This is a genomic window from Clostridium sp. Marseille-P3244, assembly GCF_900120155.1.
Classification (GTDB): domain Bacteria; phylum Bacillota; class Clostridia; order Lachnospirales; family Lachnospiraceae; genus Mediterraneibacter.
Genome location: NZ_LT635549.1, coordinates 1,788,162 through 1,808,086 on the forward strand (window position 1 = coordinate 1,788,162; position 19,925 = coordinate 1,808,086).

General features: G+C 50.1%; 17 protein-coding genes. 14 read left to right on the forward strand and 3 right to left on the reverse strand.

The window, feature by feature from the left end; translation table 11 throughout:
• The first annotated feature begins 5 nt into the window (after nt 1–5).
• The 11 genes from BQ7367_RS10330 (at nt 6) to BQ7367_RS10380 (ending at nt 12,103) form a co-directional block, all read left to right on the forward strand.
• Entirely contained in the window at nt 6–842 is an 837-nt protein-coding gene (locus BQ7367_RS10330; protein ID WP_072525359.1) for a sigma-70 family RNA polymerase sigma factor, read from the forward strand.
• A gap of 77 nt (nt 843–919) precedes the next feature.
• Nucleotides 920–1,264, forward strand: a complete 345-nt coding sequence (locus tag BQ7367_RS10335; RefSeq protein ID WP_072525360.1) for a hypothetical protein — start codon at nt 920–922, stop codon at nt 1,262–1,264.
• 102 nt (nt 1,265–1,366) lie between these two features.
• Nucleotides 1,367–2,155 carry a phosphoribosylformimino-5-aminoimidazole carboxamide ribotide isomerase gene (gene hisA, locus BQ7367_RS10340; RefSeq protein WP_072525361.1) on the forward strand — a complete coding sequence of 263 codons (789 nt, stop codon included), beginning with the start codon at nt 1,367–1,369 and terminating at the stop codon, nt 2,153–2,155.
• Nucleotides 2,156–2,257: 102 nt separating this feature from the next.
• A complete protein-coding gene (secA, locus tag BQ7367_RS10345; protein WP_072525362.1) occupies nt 2,258–4,840 on the forward strand; it encodes a preprotein translocase subunit SecA in 2,583 nt (860 codons plus the stop codon).
• Between the two features lie 40 nt (nt 4,841–4,880).
• Nucleotides 4,881–6,000, forward strand: a protein-coding gene (gene prfB / locus BQ7367_RS10350) for a peptide chain release factor 2 (protein ID WP_143143010.1) whose coding sequence is annotated in 2 segments (ribosomal slippage) — nt 4,881–4,955 and nt 4,957–6,000 — 1,119 coding nt in all. Because the reading frame shifts where the segments join, the coding sequence is not laid out codon by codon here.
• 51 nt (nt 6,001–6,051) lie between these two features.
• On the forward strand, nt 6,052–7,284 hold the full coding sequence (locus BQ7367_RS10355) for a homoserine dehydrogenase (protein WP_072525364.1): 1,233 nt from the start codon (nt 6,052–6,054) through the stop codon (nt 7,282–7,284).
• A 7-nt stretch (nt 7,285–7,291) separates the two neighbouring features.
• Nucleotides 7,292–8,494: a cofactor-independent phosphoglycerate mutase gene (locus BQ7367_RS10360; protein ID WP_072525365.1), complete on the forward strand. Its 1,203-nt coding sequence runs from the start codon at nt 7,292–7,294 to the stop codon at nt 8,492–8,494.
• 27 nt (nt 8,495–8,521) lie between these two features.
• Complete coding sequence (locus BQ7367_RS10365) at nt 8,522–10,126, forward strand: MBL fold metallo-hydrolase RNA specificity domain-containing protein (protein ID WP_072525366.1); 1,605 nt, start codon at nt 8,522–8,524, stop codon at nt 10,124–10,126.
• A 122-nt stretch (nt 10,127–10,248) separates the two neighbouring features.
• The gene (gene sigG, locus BQ7367_RS10370) at nt 10,249–11,031 is read left to right on the forward strand and encodes an RNA polymerase sporulation sigma factor SigG (protein ID WP_072525367.1); all 783 of its coding nucleotides are present in this window, start codon (nt 10,249–10,251) and stop codon (nt 11,029–11,031) included.
• A gap of 100 nt (nt 11,032–11,131) precedes the next feature.
• Nucleotides 11,132–11,839 carry an HAD family hydrolase gene (locus BQ7367_RS10375; protein WP_072525368.1) on the forward strand — a complete coding sequence of 236 codons (708 nt, stop codon included), beginning with the start codon at nt 11,132–11,134 and terminating at the stop codon, nt 11,837–11,839.
• A complete protein-coding gene (locus BQ7367_RS10380; RefSeq protein ID WP_072525369.1) occupies nt 11,840–12,103 on the forward strand; it encodes a glyoxalase in 264 nt (87 codons plus the stop codon).
• A 20-nt stretch (nt 12,104–12,123) separates the two neighbouring features.
• Here the strand turns inward: BQ7367_RS10380 and BQ7367_RS10385 are convergent, their stop codons facing one another.
• Complete coding sequence (locus BQ7367_RS10385; RefSeq protein WP_072525370.1) at nt 12,124–12,558, reverse strand: FMN-binding protein; 435 nt, start codon at nt 12,556–12,558, stop codon at nt 12,124–12,126.
• 178 nt (nt 12,559–12,736) lie between these two features.
• Here BQ7367_RS10385 and pth point away from each other — a divergent pair, with 178 nt between their 5' ends.
• From pth to BQ7367_RS10400, 3 genes are all read left to right on the forward strand, one after another.
• A complete protein-coding gene (pth, locus tag BQ7367_RS10390) occupies nt 12,737–13,327 on the forward strand; it encodes an aminoacyl-tRNA hydrolase (protein ID WP_072525371.1) in 591 nt (196 codons plus the stop codon).
• A 37-nt stretch (nt 13,328–13,364) separates the two neighbouring features.
• Nucleotides 13,365–16,718: a transcription-repair coupling factor gene (gene mfd / locus BQ7367_RS10395; protein ID WP_072525372.1), complete on the forward strand. Its 3,354-nt coding sequence runs from the start codon at nt 13,365–13,367 to the stop codon at nt 16,716–16,718.
• Nucleotides 16,719–16,825: 107 nt separating this feature from the next.
• Complete coding sequence (locus tag BQ7367_RS10400) at nt 16,826–17,974, forward strand: peptidylprolyl isomerase (RefSeq protein ID WP_072525373.1); 1,149 nt, start codon at nt 16,826–16,828, stop codon at nt 17,972–17,974.
• 134 nt (nt 17,975–18,108) lie between these two features.
• Here the strand turns inward: BQ7367_RS10400 and BQ7367_RS10405 are convergent, their stop codons facing one another.
• Complete coding sequence (locus BQ7367_RS10405; RefSeq protein WP_072525374.1) at nt 18,109–18,594, reverse strand: cytidylate kinase-like family protein; 486 nt, start codon at nt 18,592–18,594, stop codon at nt 18,109–18,111.
• A 41-nt stretch (nt 18,595–18,635) separates the two neighbouring features.
• Complete coding sequence (locus BQ7367_RS10410; RefSeq protein ID WP_072525375.1) at nt 18,636–19,838, reverse strand: FprA family A-type flavoprotein; 1,203 nt, start codon at nt 19,836–19,838, stop codon at nt 18,636–18,638.
• Between the last annotated feature and the right edge of the window lie 87 nt (nt 19,839–19,925).

Below are 19,925 nucleotides of genomic sequence, written 5' to 3' on the forward strand. Positions count from 1 at the left end.
CTGATATGGCGAAAGAACAGCGGAATACAGCAGAGGAGACAACATCGGAGGCGCTTGCCATCTACCTGAAAGAGATCGGGCAGATCCCGCTTTTGGATGCCGAAGAAGAGAAAAGACTTGGGATGGAAAGCGCAGCCGGCGACGAATCGGCGCGCCGAAGGCTGGCGGAGGGAAATCTGAGGCTTGTAGTTTCTCTGGCGAAACATTATACCGGGAGAGGCGTAGCCCTTATGGATCTGATCCAGGAGGGCAATATGGGGCTGATGCGCGCGGCTGAAAAATATGACTATAAAAAGGAAAACCGGTTTTCCACCTATGCTGCCTGGTGGATCAGGGAAGCTATGCAGCGGGCCATTGATCAGCAGTCCAGGGAAATCCGGGTCCCGGTCCATGTGGCGGAAAATATGAAGCGGGTCCAGAAGGCGGCGAAGGAGCTGCAGCAGACGCTGGGGCGGGACGCGACGCCGAAAGAGATCGCAGAAAAGCTGGGGGATCGGACAGAGGAAGATGTGACCAATATTCTCGTCTATCTCCAGAACCCGGTGTCACTGGAGACTCCTGTAGGAGATGACGGAGAGAACAGCCTGGGAGATATGGTAGAAGACCGGACGGAATCAACGCCGGAGGAAGCGATTGAGCTTCTTGTCAGAAAAGAAGAAGTCAAGGAGATGCTCAAGGCTCTGAACGAAAAAGAGCAGTGGGTGATCAGCCGGCGTTACGGACTGGAGGATGGCAGACCCTGCACTCTGGAAGAGATCGGAGAAGCTCTGGGCGTGACCCGGGAGCGTGTCCGGCAGATCGAGAAAAGGGCAATGGAAAAACTGCGCAAAAACGCAAAATAAAAATCCCGGATGCATAAATATTGAAAATGTGCAGATAGTAAAGGTACAACAATATTTATGGAAAGGGAGATAACCTTATGAAAAAAATGAAGAAGTTTCTATTGCTCCTGACCTGCACTTTTGTTCTGCTCGGGACGACTGCGTGCAGCAGCAAGGATAATGCAGACAACGGAGCGGACCAGACAACAGACAATCAAAATACAGCTACAGACAAAAACACTTCCGGGAACAACAATACAGCAGATGACAACACAATGAATGATGCTACCGGAGGCGATGGTATTCTGGATAATACTGTTGATGATGTAACAGACGGAGTGGACAAAGTAACGGATGATGTAACAGACGGCGTGGATGAAGCCACAGATAAACTCACCGATGACAATGGCGCTCAGAAAGATATGAATGAAAACAGAGAGTAATTCTCGGAAGACAGATCAGGTTTGGAGAAAAAGATGGCTGCCGCAGCAAGACTACAATCATATGCTGCGGCAGCTTCTGATAAAAGACGCAGGAGGCAGAACATGAGATTCAGGCCGTGTATCGATATACATAATGGAACAGTAAAACAGATTGTGGGAGGAAGCCTGCAGGATGAAGGGAACAGCGCACGGACGAATTATATATCGGACAGAAGCGCTGATTTCTATGCGCGGATGTACAGGGAAGACGGGCTTCGGGGCGGACATGTTATTCTCCTCAATCCTTCAGGATCAAAGTACTATGAGGAGACAAGAAGGCAGGCTCTTCTGGCATTGAAGTCTTACCCGGGAGGTCTTCAGGCAGGGGGAGGGATCACCCCGGAAAACGCGGGAGGTTATCTTGACGCAGGAGCCAGCCATGTAATCGTTACCTCCTGGGTGTTCCGGGAGGGGAGATTCCATCCGGATCATCTGGAAAAGCTGACAGAAGCGGTGGGAAGGGAACACATTGTCCTGGATTTAAGCTGCAGGAAACGAGACGGGGCATACTATGTGGTGACGGACCGCTGGCAGAAATTTACTGACCTGCGCCTTGATCATAAGGTTCTTGACACCCTGTCCGGTTTCTGCGACGAATTCCTTGTGCATGGGGTGGACGTAGAGGGAAAACAGTCCGGCATGGATGAGGAACTTGTGGGCATGCTGGGAGAGTGGACAGGAGACCGGATCATTACATACGCGGGAGGCATCCGCTCCCTGGATGACATTGAGCGGCTGCGTCTGGCAGGAAAAGGAAAGCTGGACTTTACCGTGGGAAGCGCCCTGGATCTTTTCGGAGGTTCTCTCTCTTACAGGGCGATCCTGGAACGCTTCCCGGAGGGGCAGTCTTAAAACAGGTTGAATTACCCATGACTTAGTGTTAAAATGGAAAACGTAAGTGGCATCGGGAGACATGTCCGGTGCCAAATTTATATAAGGAGTTAATTACAGAATATGGGTATTATAGAAAAGATTTTCGGAACCCACAGTGAGAATGAGCTGAAGCGCATCTACCCTGTCGTGGACCGGATCGAAGCCTTGGAGCCTGAGATGCAGGCTCTGTCCGATGAGGAACTGAAAGGAAAGACAAGAGAATTCAAAGAGCGTCTCAATGAAGGAGAAACTCTGGATGATATTCTTCCGGAGGCTTATGCCGTTGTCCGTGAGGCCGCGTTTCGAACCCTGGGGATGCGGCACTATCGAGTGCAGCTCATCGGCGGGATTATCCTGCATCAGGGACGTATTGCCGAGATGAAGACAGGTGAAGGAAAGACGCTTGTGTCCACTCTGCCGGCATACTTAAATGCTCTGGAAGAAAAGGGAGTGAATATCGTCACGGTCAACGACTATCTGGCAAAGCGTGACGCGGAATGGATGGGGAAGGTCCATGAGTTCCTGGGCCTGACTGTTGGAGTTGTCTTAAACGGTATGGACAATAAAGAACGCCGCGCGGCTTATGACTGTGACATTACTTATGTGACGAACAATGAGCTGGGATTTGACTATCTTAGAGACAATATGGTGATCTATAAAGAACAGCTGGTCCAGAGAGGTCTTCATTTCGCCATAATCGACGAGGTGGATTCAGTGCTGATCGATGAGGCGAGAACACCGCTGATCATTTCCGGCCAGAGCGGAAAGTCGACGAAGCTTTATGAGGCCTGCGATATTCTGGCCCGGCAGCTTGAGAGAGGCGAGGCCAGCGGAGAATTCTCGAAGATCAACGCCATCATGGGAGAAGACATCGAGGAGACCGGCGATTTTATCGTGAATGAAAAGGAGAAGACGATCAACCTGACGGAAGACGGCGTGAAAAAGGTGGAGAAGTTCTTCCATATAGATAATCTCGCGGATCCGGAGAACCTGGAGATCCAGCACAACATCATCCTGGCTCTGCGGGCCCACAATCTGATGTTTAAGGACCAGGATTATGTGGTGACATCTGAGGGAGAAGTCATGATTGTTGACGAGTTCACCGGCCGTATCATGCCGGGGCGCCGGTATTCCGACGGACTCCATCAGGCCATCGAGGCGAAGGAACATGTGCAGGTGCGCCGGGAGAGCAAGACGCTTGCAACTATTACGTTCCAGAACCTGTTCAACAAGTTTGAAAAGAAGAGCGGTATGACCGGTACGGCTCTTACAGAAGAGAAAGAGTTCCGGGATATTTACGGCATGGATGTTGTGGAGATCCCGACCAATGTTCCTGTTCAGAGGGTGGATCTGGAAGACGCGGTCTATAAGACCAAAGCTGAGAAGTATAAAGCTGTAGTAGCAGAGGTGAAAAAAGCCCATGCCACAGGACAGCCGGTACTGGTCGGTACGATCACCATTGAAGTGTCTGAACTTCTGAGCAAGATGCTGAAGAAAGAGGGCATTCCCCATAATGTGCTGAATGCCAAGTATCATGAACTGGAGGCTGAGATCGTAGCCGATGCCGGTGTCCATGGAGCGGTGACCATTGCCACCAACATGGCAGGCCGTGGTACGGACATCAAGCTGGACGATGAGGCCAGGGCTGCGGGAGGACTGAAGATCATCGGTACAGAGCGCCATGAGTCAAGGCGTATTGACAATCAGCTCCGGGGACGGAGCGGCCGTCAGGGGGACCCGGGAGAATCCCGTTTCTATATCTCTCTGGAGGATGACCTTCTCCGGCTGTTCGGATCCGAGCGGCTGATGGGCGTGTTCAATGCCCTGGGAGTGGCTGACGGAGAGCAGATCGAGCACAAGATGCTTTCAAACGCGATCGAGACGGCTCAGAAGAAGATCGAGATCAACAATTTCGGTATCCGTAAGAATCTTCTGGAGTATGATCAGGTCATGAATGAACAGAGAGAGATCATTTATGGCGAGAGACGCCGGGTACTGGACGGAGAGAGCATGCGCGATACGATCTATAATATGATCACGGAATATGTGGAAAATATTACAGATCGCTTTGCTTCACCGGAAGCAGACGCCGGGGAATGGGATATCAAGGGCCTGGATGTGAACCTTCACAATGTGATCCCGCAGATGCAGCTTCCTTCCCGGGAAGAGTGCGGCGAACTCCGGCAGAAAGAACTGAAACATCTGCTGAAAGAACGCGCGGTGAAAGCCTATGAGGCAAAGGAGGAAGAGTTCCCGGAGCCGGAGCAGATCCGGGAGATCGAGCGTGTGGTCCTTCTGAAAGTCATCGACGCCAGATGGATGGATCATATCGACGATATGGACCAGCTGCGCCAGGGGATCGGCCTTCAGGCATACGGACAGAGGGATCCTCTTGTGGAATATAAGATGGCCGGATATGATATGTTCGGTGAAATGACGAATATGATCGCTGAGACGACGATCCGTACACTGTTCAATATCCGTGTGGAGCAGAAGGTGGAGAGAGAAGAGGTAGCGAAAGTGACCGGCACGAATAAAGATGACAGCGCGGTCCGCGCTCCCAAGAAGCGGGAGGAGAAGAAAATTTATCCCAACGATCCCTGCCCCTGCGGAAGCGGAAAGAAATACAAACAATGCTGTGGACGAAAGCAGCTGAAAGCATAGACTGAATGAAAAAATATCTTTTATGAAAGAGGTGATCAAGGTGGTTTTACTGGATGAATTAAAGTCAAGACTGACTGCTTACGAGGAACCGCTGAAAGATTTGAGGGATTCACTTTGACCTGGCTTCAAAGAAGCTAAGAGTGGAAGAACTCCAGAAGCGGCTGGAGGAACCGGGATTCTGGGATGATCCGGAAGAATCCCAGAAGGTGATGAAGGAACTGAAAGGCCTTCAGGACTCTGTCAAACAGATTGAAAAGCTCTCAACCGATTATGAGGATCTTCAGCTTTTGATCGAGATGAGCGAGGAGGAACCGGATGAGGAGACATCCCGGGAGATCGAGGAAGAACTGGGACAGTTCGAGGAGACGTTTGAGGAACTGAGGATCGGGACTCTTCTGACAGGTCCGTATGACAGGGACAACGCTATTGTGACGCTCCATGCGGGCGCCGGAGGAACAGAATCCTGTGACTGGGCAGGCATGCTGTACCGCATGTATACAAGGTGGGCTGAGAAAAAAGGATATGACGTGGAAGAGCTGGACTATCTGGAAGGAGATGTGGCCGGCATCAAGGGTGTCACTTTCGAAGTGAAGGGCGAGAACGCCTACGGCTATCTCCGCTCGGAAAAGGGAGTACACCGTCTTGTCCGCATTTCCCCCTTCAACGCGGCAGGCAAGAGGCAGACCTCCTTTGCGTCCTGCGATGTGATCCCGGATATCGAGGAGGATATCGATATCGAGATCAATGACGATGATCTGAAGATCGACACATACCGCTCCAGCGGCGCGGGCGGCCAGCACATCAACAAGACATCTTCGGCAGTGCGGATTACCCATCTGCCGACAGGAATCGTGGTCCAGTGTCAGAATGAGCGTTCCCAGCACATGAACAAAGACAAGGCCATGCAGATGCTCAAGTCCAAGCTGTATCTTATGAAACAGCAGGAGCAGGCCGAGAAGATGTCTGATATCCGGGGAGAGGTCCGGGATATTAATTTTGGGAATCAGATCCGGTCCTATGTGATGCAGCCCTACACACTTGTGAAGGATCACAGGACAAATACGGAGGTCAGCAATGTAAACGGCGTTATGGACGGCAATATTGATCCGTTTATCAACGCATATCTGAGCATGAACACAGAACAGGCATCCGGTGAGTGAGCCGGGGCCTGTTCGGCGACTATAAGAGAAATACATAAAAAGGAGAAGGCAATGGTAAATATAGCGGTAATGGGATATGGCACAGTGGGTTCCGGCGTGGTGGAAGTGATCAGCAGAAACAGTTCTGTGATCAATCAGCGCGCGGGAGATGAGATCAATATCAAGTACGTTCTGGATCTTAGAGACTTCCCGGGAGATCCGGTGCAGGAGAAGATCGTCCATGACGTTGACGTGATCATCAATGATCCGGAGATCCGTATTGTTGTTGAGGTTATGGGAGGCATCGAGCCTGCATATACATTTGTCAGGCGCTGCCTGGAGGCCGGCAAGAGTGTAGTCACGTCCAACAAAGCTCTTGTGGCAAAGCATGGAGCCGAACTGCTCTCCATCGCCAGAGACAGAGAACTGAATTTCCTGTTTGAGGCAAGTGTGGGAGGAGGGATTCCCATCATCCGCGTCCTGAATTCCTGTCTGACAGCAGATAAGATCGAGGAGATCACAGGGATATTAAACGGGACGACTAACTATATGCTCAGCAAGATGTTCTATGAGGGAGCAGATTACGAAGAAGTCCTGAAAGAGGCCCAGGCAAACGGGTACGCGGAGCAGAATCCGGAAGCAGACGTGGAAGGCTACGATGCCTGCCGGAAGATCGCGATTCTCTCCTCGCTGATCTCCGGGCATCAGGTGGATTTTGAAGATATTTATACAGAGGGCATTACCCAAATTACAAAAGAGGATATGCTCTATGCGAAAGAGCTGGGGATGACCATTAAACTCCTTGCGTCCAGCAAACGGCAGGGACAGTATCTCCATGCTATCGTGGCTCCGGCTCTTCTGGACAAAGATCATCCGCTCTATAGTGTAAATGATGTGTTCAACGCAGTGTTCGTAAATGGAAATATGCTTGGCGACGCCATGTTCTACGGGAGTGGAGCAGGAAAGCTTCCTACGGCCAGCGCTGTAGTGGCCGATGTGGTCGACGAGGCGAAACATCTCCACCGGAATATTATGACGATGTGGAAGAATGAAAAGCTGGATCTGCTTCCCATTGAGAATACGCGCAGAAAGTTCTTCTTCCGTGCAGAAGGCGATCCGGAGAACAGAAGAGAAGAGACGGAAGCGCTGTTCGGCCCTGTACGGTTTGTGAAAGCAGCAGGACTGGACAATGAATTCGGTGTGGTGACGGAAACCATGAGTGAGGGAGAATACAGAAAGAAAGCAGAAGCATTCCAGGGGATTCTGCATATGATCCGGATAGAGGAACAGGGAAGAGAGGACTGAGACAGAGATGAAATATATGGTTATCCTGTGTGACGGAATGGCTGATGAGCCGTTGGAGAGCCTTGGCGGGAGAACGCCTCTAGAGGCCGCGCGCACAGCGAATATGGACCGGCTGGCAAAGCGTTCTGAGATCGGTATGGTACGCACTGTGCCGGAGGGAATGTCTCCGGGCAGCGACACGGCAAATCTGTCCGTGATCGGCTATGATCCCAGGAAATATTATTCCGGGCGTTCCCCGCTGGAAGCTTTGAGTATCGGAGCCAAGATGGGGCCATCGGATGTTTCATTCCGCTGCAATCTGGTCACTCTTTCAGAGGAACAGGACAGATACGAGGATCGGATCATTCTGGATCACAGCTCCGGGGAGATATCCACGGAGGAGGCGTCTGAGCTTATCGAGGCGCTGAAAGCCGGACTTGAGCGGCAGGGATATACTTTCTATGTGGGCACCAGCTACCGGCATCTGCTGATCTGGAATGGAGGATCTACGGTGGAGCTGACGGCGCCCCATGATATTCTGACAAAACGAATCGGAGACTATCTTCCCGGGGATCTTATCCTGCGGGACATGATGAAAAAGAGTTATGAGATACTAAAAGATCATCCCGTCAATCAGAAACGCCGAAGTGAAGGGAAAAATCCGGCCAACTCCGCATGGTTCTGGGGTGCCGGCACGCGGCCGGCTCTCACTTCCTTCCAGGAAAAGAACAAAGTAAAGGGCGCCATGATCTCAGCGGTGGACCTGCTTAAGGGGATCGCGGTAGGCGCCGGGATGCACAATATCGTTGTGGAGGGAGCAAACGGAGGCCTTTACACCAATTACGAAGGCAAGGCTGCTGCGGCGGTAAAGGCACTGTCAGAGGACGGATATGATTTTGTCTATGTACATATAGAGGCTCCGGATGAGATGGGGCATCAGGGCAGCGCGGGAGATAAGATCAGAGCCATAGAATCGATCGATGAAAAGATCATCGGACCGGTGACAGAAGCTCTGAAAGAGAAGAATATCGACTGCCGCATGCTGATCCTGCCGGATCATCCGACTCCTGTGCGGGTAAGGACTCATACGTCAGATCCGGTGCCCTATATGTTGTATGACAGTACGGCAGATCTGGAGGGGCAGGAAGTCTACAGTGAAAAAACAGGACGGGATACCGGGATCTATTTAGAAGACGGGTACCGTCTGATTGATCATCTCCTTCAGAAATAAGGCATGGTTATAAGGCGGTGAAGTATTATGAAACTTACTTTTGTCGGGGCTGCTCATGAGGTGACAGGAAGCTGCCATCTGCTGGAAGCGGCAGGGAAACGGATCCTGATAGACTGCGGGATGGAACAGGGGCCGGATCTGTATGAGAATCCGGGCCTTCCGATCCCGGAGAAGGATGTGGACTATGTGCTGCTTACTCACGCGCATATCGACCATTCCGGAATGCTTCCCAGGCTTGTGAAGAACGGGTTTAGAGGACAGATATTTGCCACCTACGGGACGGCGGATCTGTGCAGCATTATGCTGCGTGACAGCGCGCACATCCAGGAGTTTGAGGCAGAATGGCGCAACCGAAAGGGCAAAAGAGCAGGGAAGCCGGAGTTTGAGCCTGTATATGTGATGCAGGACGCTCTGGATGCCATCGAACTTTTTGTTCCGTGCCAGTATGGGGAGAGGCTGACGATCTGTGACGGCATCCAGATCCGTTTCACAGACGTGGGCCATCTGCTGGGATCCGCAAGTATCGAGGTATGGGCAACAGAGAATGGAGTGGCAAAAAAGATCGTTTTCTCGGGGGATGTGGGGAATATAGATCAGCCGATCATCAAGGATCCCGGTTATACAGAAACGGCGGATTATGTTGTTGTGGAATCTACGTATGGGGACCGTGTCCACGCGGCAGAGAAACCGGACTATGTAGGAGAGTTTACCAGGATCCTGAAAGAGACATTTGCCCGGGGCGGCAATGTGGTGATCCCTTCGTTCGCGGTGGGAAGGACCCAGGAGATGCTGTATTTTATCCGGGAGATCAAGGAAAAAGATCTACTGCCCGAATACAGGGATTTTGAAGTGTATCTGGACAGTCCGCTGGCGATTGAGGCCACAAAAGTTTTTACCAGGAATATGAGAGAATGCTTTGATGAAGAGGCAATGAAACTGGTGGATTCAGGAGTCAATCCTCTGGTATTTGAGGGACTTCACACATCTACCACAAGCGAAGATTCAAAGATGATCAATTTTATCGAGAGACCGAAGGTGATCATATCTGCGTCCGGAATGTGTGACGCGGGCCGGATCCGTCACCATCTGAAACACAATCTCTGGCGGCCGGAATGTACGATCCTGTTCGTCGGATATCAGGCTGCCGGCACACTGGGACGGCGGCTTCTGGAAGGGGAGAAGAACGTCAGGCTGTTCGGTGAGCCTATCGAAGTGCGCGCGCGGATCGAGAGCCTTCACGGAGTCAGCGGGCATGCGGACAAGGAAGGGCTTCTTAGCTGGATCGGCGCTTTCCGGTCACCGGTCCAGAGAGTGTTCGTTGTACATGGGGAGGACAGTGTGACAGACGGATTTGCCCAGACGATCCGGGAAAAATTCGGATACAGCGCATGGGCTCCTTTCCCGGGCTGTGAGGCTGATCTGATCTTAAATGAGATCGTGAACGAGGGAATACGTATTCCCGTGAAGCCGAAAAAGGCGTCGCAGCGAAGGGCAGAAACCGCCTTTGACCGGCTGGTGGCTGCAGGAAAACGTCTGCTGGAAGTAATCTATAAGAATGAAGGGCTGTCCAACAAAGACAAAGCCAAATTTGAGGCTCAGGTCAACAATCTGGCCGATAAATGGGAACCGTAAGAAAGACGGAAAGTCCGGTTTTGTCAAGGGCTAAAAGTTTATAAAATTTTCCCGTATCCGGAATATCTTTCTGCCGGAGTGAGAATCATTCTAATTAGAAAATGCTTAGGAGGATTCTTGCGATGATGGCAAATAAGGTAGACTTGTGCGGAGTGAACACATCCAAACTGCCTCTTTTGAAGGAAGAGGAGAAAGAAGAGCTGTTTAAGAAGATCAAAGCCGGGGATGAAGAGGCAAGGGAAAAGTACATTAAGGGAAATCTGAGACTTGTTCTGAGCGTGATCAAACGTTTTGAGAGCAGCAGTGAAAATGCCGATGATCTGTTTCAGATCGGATGTGTGGGACTTATGAAGGCAGTGGACCATTTTGACCCGACCAGAATGGTGAAATTTTCCACATATGCCGTTCCCATGATCATCGGGGAGATCCGGCGTTATCTGAGGGACAACAGTCCCATCCGGGTGAGCAGATCTCTGCGGGATACTGCGTATAAGGCGATTTATGCCAAGGAAGGATATATACGGCAGCATATGAAAGAGCCCACGGTCCAGGAGATCGCGGATGAGATCGGGATCGCGAAAGAAGATGTGGTATTTGCTCTGGACGCCATCCAGATGCCTGTGAGTCTTCATGAACCGGTATACAGCGATGGCGGAGATACCCTCTATGTCATGGACCAGGTCAGCGACAAAAAGAACAAGGAAGAAAACTGGGTGGAAGAGCTTTCTCTGGAAGCGGCCATGGAGCGGCTCAATGAGAGGGAACGTTATATCATTACGCTTCGTTTTTTTGAAGGAAAAACACAGATGGAAGTGGCGGAGCAGATCAATATTTCCCAGGCACAGGTAAGCCGTCTGGAAAAAAACGCTCTGAAAATCATGCGCAGATATCTCCTGGGAGACTGAGGAGAAAAGCAGAGCAGAATCAGACTGAGAAAATGATTGAAATTTTCATGGCTTCATACTATCATAAAAAAGGATAAAAAACAGAAGGAGGAAGGAAGCCATGTATAGAGCATGCATATTTGATCTGGACGGAACATTGACAGATACACTGGAATCTCTGACCTTTTCTGTCAATGAGACGATGAAAGAGATCGGATTTCCCGGAATTACGCGGGATCAGTGCCGGAAGTTCGTGGGAAACGGAGCAAAAGTGCTGATCGAGAAAGCGTTAGAGGCAGGAGGAGATTCCGGACATGTTCACTTTGATGAGGCATTTTCTGTCTACAAGCGTATATTTGACGCCAACTGTACTTATAAGGTGGAGCCTTATAAAGGAATGCCTGCCATCCTTGATAGAATGAGACAGCATGGGATCCAGCTGGGAGTGCTTTCAAATAAGCCCCACCGACAGGCGGTTCATGTGGTGGACGAGATTTTTGGACGAGATATGTTTGATCAGGTCCAGGGGCAGAGAGAGGGTGTTCCGAGAAAACCAAATCCGGCTGCGCTTCTTTCCATGGCAAGATTTTTTGGAGTAAGACCGGAAGAGACGCTCTATATCGGGGACTCTGAAGTTGACGCCGCGACGGGGAAAGCAGCACGGATGGACACGATTCTTGTCAGCTGGGGATTCAGGTCGCTGGAAGTTCTGAAGGATGCGGCGCCGGATTGGATCGTGGACTCACCGGATCAGATCCTTGAGATCGCGGAGAAGTCGCAGCAGGAAGAAGTCGGAAATGATACGGATGAAAAATGGGAGGAAAGCTAAATGAGCGGATACAGCGAAGAATGTCTCCTGACATTTTTAAAAGAACAGAGGAAGCTGTTTGATGAACCGGTGGCAGAGAATCTGGAGGAGGCTGAGGCATTTCTGGAGGACTGTATGGCAGTGGTCGTGGATTCTCTCGAGGAAGTAAGAGAATATTTTGAAGAAGAAGGCGTGGATATGGAGGGAATGGCCACGGAAGAACTGGAAGAGGCGGCAGAGGTATTTCCTCTTCCGGATGGTACTTACCTGATCGTGGAGGGATAAGGCAAGAAGTCAGCCGCAGTTTAATCGACTGCGGCTTTTTCAACGGCTTCTTTAATGGCATCGAGGATGATCTGGGACGTGTAAGGTGTATCTTCTGAAAGAGAGATGTCCTCAAGGGACTGAGTCTCATAGATCTGATCCGCGATATCCTCTATGGCGGGCTGGATGAGAGGAAACATGGCAGTTACCGTTTCATCCAGATTGGAGAACCGTATGGAGTTGATCCGGGATTCATCTACAGATACTTCTACCTCCAGATTTGTGTTGTTCAGTGTCAGGGAAGAAGTATAGATGCCGGGATTATACTGTTTCCCCGTATTTTTGCCGTCCGCCTTCCCGTCAGGCCGGAACATGATGACGAGCAGGACAATGAGAAGGATCCCAAGTGCCGCGAATATGGCAGTGTAGATGATCTCCTTCATATGCAGGACGACGATTTTTGTTCTGGAACTCATAGAGTTACCTCCCGATAGACCCGGCTGCCGGATTTGCGGCAGTCAGCTTTTTTATAAGTGTATGACCCGGAAAAGAAAAATATTCGGGAAAGGATCACTTTCTTTTGCGTGGACAAACCGTGGTGGATGCTGTAAAATAGCTTTGCAGTAAATAGAAACAACAGGAAGAGGATGAAGGATGTTTATCATAGCAGGACTGGGAAATCCGGACAGACAGTATGAGGGAACGAGACATAACGCGGGGTTTGAAGTAATAGACAGGATCGCAGAGAAATACAATATAGAAGTGAATATGAAAAAGCACCGGGCATTGATCGGGAAAGGGATCCTTGAAGGACAGAAGGTGATCCTGGCAAAGCCTCAGACATATATGAATTTAAGCGGGGAGAGCATCCTGAGCCTCACCGATTACTATAAGATAGATCCGGAGAGGGAACTGCTGGTGATCTATGATGATGTGAGCCTGGATGTGGGCCAGCTCAGGATCCGGGCAAAAGGAAGCGCCGGCGGACACAACGGAATCAAAAATATCATTGCGCATCTGGGAACGCAGGTGTTTCCGCGTATCAAAGTCGGTGTGGGTGAAAAACCAAAGGGATATGACCTTGCGGATTATGTGCTGGGTCATTTTTCAAGAGCGGAGAGGGAACAGATGGATGAAGGGTATGACAGGGCGGTCCGGGCTGTGGAACTGATCATGTCAGGCCGGATCGATGAGGCGATGAACGAGTACAACCGCAAGAAGAAAGAGGAACAGCGGGAGTCATAAAGCGCCACAGAAATGCAGAGAGGAAAGACAGGATACCATGCAGGCTTTACTTGCGCCGCTTACAGAACTTGCGGATTATCAGGATATTTTAAGAGACAGAAAGAAAGAGAAAGGCATCATACAGATCGCCGGGTGTGTGAACTCCCAGAAGACTCATCTGATGTATGCTCTGGGCGATGGCTGTGAATACAGAGTCATCGCTTTTTCTGGTGAAGAAAACGCGAAGAAGGCGTATGAAGAATACCGCCTTTTTACAGATGACGTTTATCTGTATCCGGCAAGAGATCTCCTTTTCTATTATGCGGATATCAAAGGGAAAGCTCTGACGGACCGGCGTATGCAGGTAATACGGGCGTTGATCGAAAAAGAGGAGGGAGCTCCTGTCACTGTGATCACTACAATGGACGCTTTCCTGGACGGCCTGCCTCATCCGGCAGAGATCCGGAAGGAGCGGATCTGCCTCTTAGCCGGGGATGAGATCGATCTGGAAGATTTTGAGGCCAGGCTTGTTTCCATAGGATACGAGAGAGAGAATCAGATCGAAGGGCCGGGGCAGTTCGCGGTCCGGGGAGGTATCCTGGATGTGTTCCCTCTGACAGAGGAAATGCCGGTCCGGATCGAACTGTGGGGAGACGAGATCGATTCGATCAGAAGCTTTGACGTGGAGAGCCAGAGATCCGTGGAAAATCTGACAGAGGCCGTTATTTATCCGGCATCCGAAAACTGGCGGGGCGGAATGGACACCGTTTCCTTCTTGGAGTATTTCCCGAAAGAGAAAACGCTTCTTTTTCTGGATGAGCCCCAGCGTCTGCAGGAGACCGCGGAGACGACAGAACAGGAATATTTCGGCAGCCTGGAAAGCCGTATAAACGCAGGGATCTCTGAAGAGGCAGGAGACGGACTTCAGGTATTTCAGACAAAGGATATTATCGGGCAGATGAATCTGTACAGCGGATTCGGTCTGACTACGCTGGAGTCCAAGTGCGGGATGTTTCATGTCAGACAGATCTTCCGGCTTCAGGCTAAAGGCGTGAACCCTTACAATAACAGTTTTGAATTCCTCACAAGGGATCTGAAGCGCCTGAAGAGAAGTGGATACCGAGTGGTTCTTCTTTCCGGATCCCGGACGAGAGCAAAGCGTCTTGCGGAAGATTTAAGAGACTATGACCTGAGCAGTTTTTACAGCGAGGATATGGAGAGAACGGTAAATCCGGGGGAGATCATGGTCTCCTGCGGATATATCGCGGAAGGTTACGAGTACCCTTTGCTGAAGTTCATGGTTATTTCAGAGACAGATATTTTCGGACGCAGGAGAAAGAAGAAGCGGCGCAGAAAATATGAAGGCCAGAAGATCCAGGACTTTACTGAACTCAAACCCGGAGACTATGTGGTCCATGAAAACCATGGCATCGGTATTTATGAAGGAATTGAGAAGATCGAAGTCGAAAAAGTTGTCAAAGATTATATGAAAATATCCTACGCGTCCGGAGGGGTTCTGTATATTCCGGTCGCTCAGATGGATCTGATACAGAAGTATGCGGGGACAGAAGGAAGAAAACCCCGGCTGAACAAGCTTGGCACGGTTCAGTGGGGAAAGACAAAGAGCCAGGTGAAAAAGGCAGTGCAGGCTGTGGCACAGGATCTGGTGGAACTCTATGCGGCGCGAGAGCAGGCAGAAGGCTTTGTCTATGGACCGGATACGGTCTGGCAGCGGGAATTTGAGGAAATGTTCCCTTTTGAAGAGACAGAGGATCAGATCCAGGCGATTGAAGATACAAAGCGTGATATGGAGAGTACCAGGATCATGGACCGTCTGATCTGTGGTGATGTCGGATATGGAAAGACGGAGATTGCGATCCGTGCCGCGTTCAAGGCTGTTCAGGAGGGAAAGCAGGTCGTCTACCTAGTGCCGACTACGATACTGGCTCAACAGCATTACAATACATTTGTGCAGCGGTTTCGGGACTTTCCGGTCCGGATCGATCTTCTGTGCAGATTTAGGACTCCGGCACAGCAGAACAAGACGGTGGCAGATCTGAAAAAGGGACTGGTAGATATTGTGATCGGGACTCATCGTGTTTTGTCAAAAGATGTGGGCTATAAAGATCTGGGATTATTGATCATAGATGAGGAACAAAGATTTGGTGTGGGACATAAGGAGAAGATCAAGAAACTGCGGGAAAATGTGGATGTTCTGACCCTGACCGCCACCCCCATCCCGCGGACGCTTCACATGAGCCTGATCGGGATACGGGACATGAGCGTGCTGGAAGAAGCGCCCATGGACCGGATGCCTGTCCAGACCTATGTCATGGAATATAATGATGAGATGGTACGGGAAGCTGTCGAGAGGGAAATGTCACGGGGCGGACAGGTCTACTATGTCTATAACCGGGTCAGTGATATCGCCGATGTGGCCGGAAAAGTACAGAAGCTGGTCCCGGACGCCAGTGTGGCGTTTGCCCACGGGCAGATGAGCGAACGTCAGCTGGAAGATATCATGTATGACTTTGTCAACGGAGATATCGATGTCCTTGTCTCTACGACTATCGTTGAGACCGGGCTTGACATTCCCAATGCAAACACGATCATTATCCATGACGCGGACCGGTTCGGTCTTTCTCAGCTTTATCAGCTCAGAGGAAGAGTGGGACGTTCCAACCGGATGGCCTACGCATTCCTGCTCTACCGGAGAGATAAACTGTTAAAAGAGGTGGCAGAGAAGCGGCTGGCGGCGATCCGGGAATTTACCGATCTGGGATCTGGCATCAAGATCGCCATGAGAGACCTTGAGATACGGGGAGCCGGGAATCTTCTAGGAGAGGCCCAGAGCGGTCATATGGAAGCTGTGGGGTATGATCTCTACTGTAAAATGCTCAATGAAGCAGTAAAGCGGCTGAAGGGCGGAGGGGACGAGGAAAGCTTCTCCACTTCGGTAGATCTGAACATAGATGCTTATATTCCGGAGTCATATATTAAAAATGAGTATCAGAAGCTGGATATCTATAAACGGATCGCGGCAATTGAAAACGAGGAAGAGCTGGACGATATGACCGAAGAGCTGATTGACCGGTTCGGAGATATTCCCAGAAAGGTCCAGCAGCTGCTTCATATAGCTGCTTTCAAGGGACTGGCGCACTCTGCGTATGTGACAGCGGTGGAGCAGAAAGGACAGACTCTGAAATTTACCATGTATGAAAAAGCCAGGATCGATCCGGGAAAGATACCCGGACTTCTGGCGCAATACCACGGTGACCTTACATTCCGGGCAGAAGAACCTCCCTGTTTCCTCTGGCAGAAGAAGGGCAGGAGTGGGAAGAGCGCCGGGGAGTCCGTTTTAGAGACCGCGCGGAAAATAGCAGAGGATTTAAAGACACTTCAGCTTAACTGACAGATGATTTTTCGGAGTTTAATGAAGAATTTAAGTTTTCACTTGTTAGTCATACGAAAACACGATATAATGTATCAGTGTATTATGCAGAGACAGAGGAGGCTATTATGGTACGATTTGGAAAAAAAGCCGTGGTACTGACAGCAGCGGGAGTATTCACAGCAGCGGCTGTTACGGGATGCAGCGGCTCAGTAGATACAGAAGCTGTGGTTGCTACAGTGGGTGATGAGGAGATCACACTGGGGGTCGCTAACTTTTATGCAAGGATGACTCAAGGTGAATATGAGACATACTATGCGGGTATGATGGGAACCACAGCAGAAGAGATGTGGAGTCAGGACTACGATGAGGATCATACATTTGAAGAGTCGATAAAAGACACTATTATGGAAAATCTGGAGAATATGTATATTATTGCCCAGCATGCGGACGATTATGAGGTATCGTTGACTGAGGAGGAAGAACAGGCGATATCCGATGCCGCGGAACAGTTCTCGGCAGATAATACGGATGAGGCAAAAGAAGCAGTTTCCGGTTATAAGAAAGATATCGAAAAATATCTGGAGCTGGCCACTATCCAGTCAAAGATGGACAGCAAGATGAAAGAGGGCGTGGATGAAGAAGTATCAGATGAGGAAGCCGCGCAGAAGAGCATGCAGTACGTATTTTTCTCTTATACATCCACAGATGAGGAGTCCGGAGAAGTGACAGATCTGACGGACGCGGAAAAAGAAAGCCTGAAGACTACGGCACAGACTCTGGCGGACCGGACAGCCGGCGGAGAGGATATGGAGACAGTGGCCGCTGAGCTGGGAGCAGAAGTTCAGACTGCTACGTTTGACGGAGAGAGCACTTCTCCCAATACAGATCTTGTAGCTGCCGCGGATGCGCTGGAGAATGAGGGAGACGTGACAGATGTAGTAGAGACAGACAACGGACTTTATGTGGCCAGACTGACCAGTCTGCTGGACAGAGAAGCGACGGACACTGAGAAAGAAAACATCGTGGAAGAGCGCCGGCAGGATCAGTATGATTCTCTTCTGGAAGAATGGCGCAACGGAATAGAGATCGACGTGAAAGAGAAAGTCTGGAGAAAGGTTGATTTCGAGGATCTCGGGGTTACGATCACCACCTCGGAAGATGAGAGCACGGACGAAGGAACCACAGAAGAAAACGGGACCGATTCCGGAGAAGAAACGACCGGGGATACAGGAGAAACCGCAGACGAAACAGACAGCGGGCAGGCAGCGGAGTGATGCCGCTTCCATACTGATCAGAAAATGAATACCAGACAGAAAACCCGGCAGGATATTGGGTCCTTCCGGGTTTTCTTCATTTCTAAAATAAGATTTGTATCAGCCCCGAAAAGTATCGGGAACATTTGAAAAGATCAGATATATTCCAGTTTTTCAAAATAGTGCATCAGGATATCAGCACAGTTCTCCACGCCTAATTCGGAAGTGTCCAGGATCATGTGGTAGTCATTTACATCACCCCATGTCTTCCCGGTATGCTCATAATAATAAGCAGCGCGTTCATCATCTGTCGTCTCGACCAGCTCTTTTGCCTGATCGTAGGTAAGATGCTCTTTCTCCATGATTCTGCGGATTCGGTCTTCTTTGTCCGCGCAGACAAAAATGTTCAGAACATTCATCTTGTCCTTCAAGATGTCAGACGCGCAGCGTCCAAGGATGATGCAGGGCTTCTCAGCCAGCCTGCGGATTGCTTCCGCCTCGCTTTCATACATATGATCATGCAGCTTCTGTTCAATATAAGCCTTATCATACACGGGAATGCCAAGCCGCTCGGAAAGTTCTTGTGCAATGAGGCTTGCTCCGGTCCCAAAACGTCGGCTCATAGTGATCACTAACTTCATAAGAACTCCTCCTTTGTAGACGTTATGTAAAGCGATTATTATTATAACACTTCTTCCGCGATTTGTCTGCTGAGAGATTTTAACTCTTCAAATTGTGCTTCCTTTACAGAAGACCGAATCGTAATATTCGGCTCGATCAGGGTCATGTTCTTCATCTCCTCGATCTTCGCGGATATCAGTTTTGTGGACTGAGGCGCCCATGTACCGTTCCCGAGGACTGCTACTGTGCGGTTCTGGAGCGCGAGAGCCTTCATATCTTCCAGATAATTGTCCATCAGCGGATAGATACCGTTATTGTAGGTGGGAGCGGCAAGAACGAGATGGCTGTATTTAAAGCTGTCAGCGATCAGTTCGGACACATGGGTTTTGGAGATGTTGTGCATCCGGATATCCTTTATGCCTTCTTCCGCCAGCATGGATGCCAGGATTTCCGCCATGTTTTCTGTATTGCCGTACATAGACGCATAGGCGATCATCACACCCTTGACTTCCGGCTCGTATTTGCTCCAGAGATCATACTTTCCGATAATGTAATCCAGGTTTGTCCTCCACACAGGCCCGTGTAAGGGACAGATCATCTGAATATCCAGTCCGGCAGCTTTCTTCAGCACATTCTGCACCTGGATGCCATATTTTCCAACGATATTCGTATAATAGCGGCGGGCCTCATCCAGCCAGTCCCGGTCAAAATCTACCTCATCATTGAAGATATTTCCGTTCAGTGCCTTGAATGTTCCGAAGGCATCAGCGGAGAACAGGATTTTGTCCTTTTCATCGTAGGTCATCATGGCTTCAGGCCAGTGGACCATTGGAGCCATCACAAAGTGGAGGGTGTGTTTCCCGGAGGAAAAAGTATCTCCCTCATTTACTGTGACCTTCCGGCCCGCCAGATCAAATCCGAAGAACTGCTCGATCATGGGGAAAGTTTTGGGATTCCCGATGATCTGCAGATCAGGATAGCGGAGCACCAGATCTTCGATCATGGCACAGTGGTCCGGCTCCATGTGGTTTACTACCAGGTAATCCAGTGTACGGCCGTCCAGCACAGCCCGGACATTTTCCAGAAACTGGCGGCCGACGGAGTGATCCGTGGCATCAAAGAGAACGGTCTTTTCGTCGAGAAGGAGATAGGAATTGTAGGATACGCCGTCCGAGAGGGGAAAAATATTCTCGAAAAGCTCAATCCTGCGGTCACTTCCCCCAACCCAGTATAGATCGTCTGTTACTTTTCTGAAGCAATGCATGTCAGAATTCCTCCTTATATCATTATGGTCATATGTCTGTGAATGAATAAACTGTTAGATTTAACGTTTATATTCTACCATAAAAGA

Excerpts from the sequence above, each read along its gene's own strand:
- BQ7367_RS10330 (WP_072525359.1), top strand. The coding sequence starts at position 6 with ATGGCGAAAGAACAGCGGAATACAGCAGAGGAGACAACATCGGAGGCG.
- BQ7367_RS10335 (WP_072525360.1), top strand. The coding sequence starts at position 920 with ATGAAAAAAATGAAGAAGTTTCTATTGCTCCTGACCTGCACTTTTGTT.
- hisA (WP_072525361.1), top strand. The coding sequence starts at position 1,367 with ATGAGATTCAGGCCGTGTATCGATATACATAATGGAACAGTAAAACAG.
- secA (WP_072525362.1), top strand. The coding sequence starts at position 2,258 with ATGGGTATTATAGAAAAGATTTTCGGAACCCACAGTGAGAATGAGCTG.
- BQ7367_RS10355 (WP_072525364.1), top strand. The coding sequence starts at position 6,052 with ATGGTAAATATAGCGGTAATGGGATATGGCACAGTGGGTTCCGGCGTG.
- BQ7367_RS10360 (WP_072525365.1), top strand. The coding sequence starts at position 7,292 with ATGAAATATATGGTTATCCTGTGTGACGGAATGGCTGATGAGCCGTTG.
- BQ7367_RS10365 (WP_072525366.1), top strand. The coding sequence starts at position 8,522 with ATGAAACTTACTTTTGTCGGGGCTGCTCATGAGGTGACAGGAAGCTGC.
- sigG (WP_072525367.1), top strand. The coding sequence starts at position 10,249 with ATGATGGCAAATAAGGTAGACTTGTGCGGAGTGAACACATCCAAACTG.
- BQ7367_RS10375 (WP_072525368.1), top strand. The coding sequence starts at position 11,132 with ATGTATAGAGCATGCATATTTGATCTGGACGGAACATTGACAGATACA.
- BQ7367_RS10380 (WP_072525369.1), top strand. The coding sequence starts at position 11,840 with ATGAGCGGATACAGCGAAGAATGTCTCCTGACATTTTTAAAAGAACAG.
- BQ7367_RS10385 (WP_072525370.1), bottom strand. The coding sequence starts at position 12,558 with ATGAGTTCCAGAACAAAAATCGTCGTCCTGCATATGAAGGAGATCATC.
- pth (WP_072525371.1), top strand. The coding sequence starts at position 12,737 with ATGTTTATCATAGCAGGACTGGGAAATCCGGACAGACAGTATGAGGGA.
- mfd (WP_072525372.1), top strand. The coding sequence starts at position 13,365 with ATGCAGGCTTTACTTGCGCCGCTTACAGAACTTGCGGATTATCAGGAT.
- BQ7367_RS10400 (WP_072525373.1), top strand. The coding sequence starts at position 16,826 with ATGGTACGATTTGGAAAAAAAGCCGTGGTACTGACAGCAGCGGGAGTA.
- BQ7367_RS10405 (WP_072525374.1), bottom strand. The coding sequence starts at position 18,594 with ATGAAGTTAGTGATCACTATGAGCCGACGTTTTGGGACCGGAGCAAGC.
- BQ7367_RS10410 (WP_072525375.1), bottom strand. The coding sequence starts at position 19,838 with ATGCATTGCTTCAGAAAAGTAACAGACGATCTATACTGGGTTGGGGGA.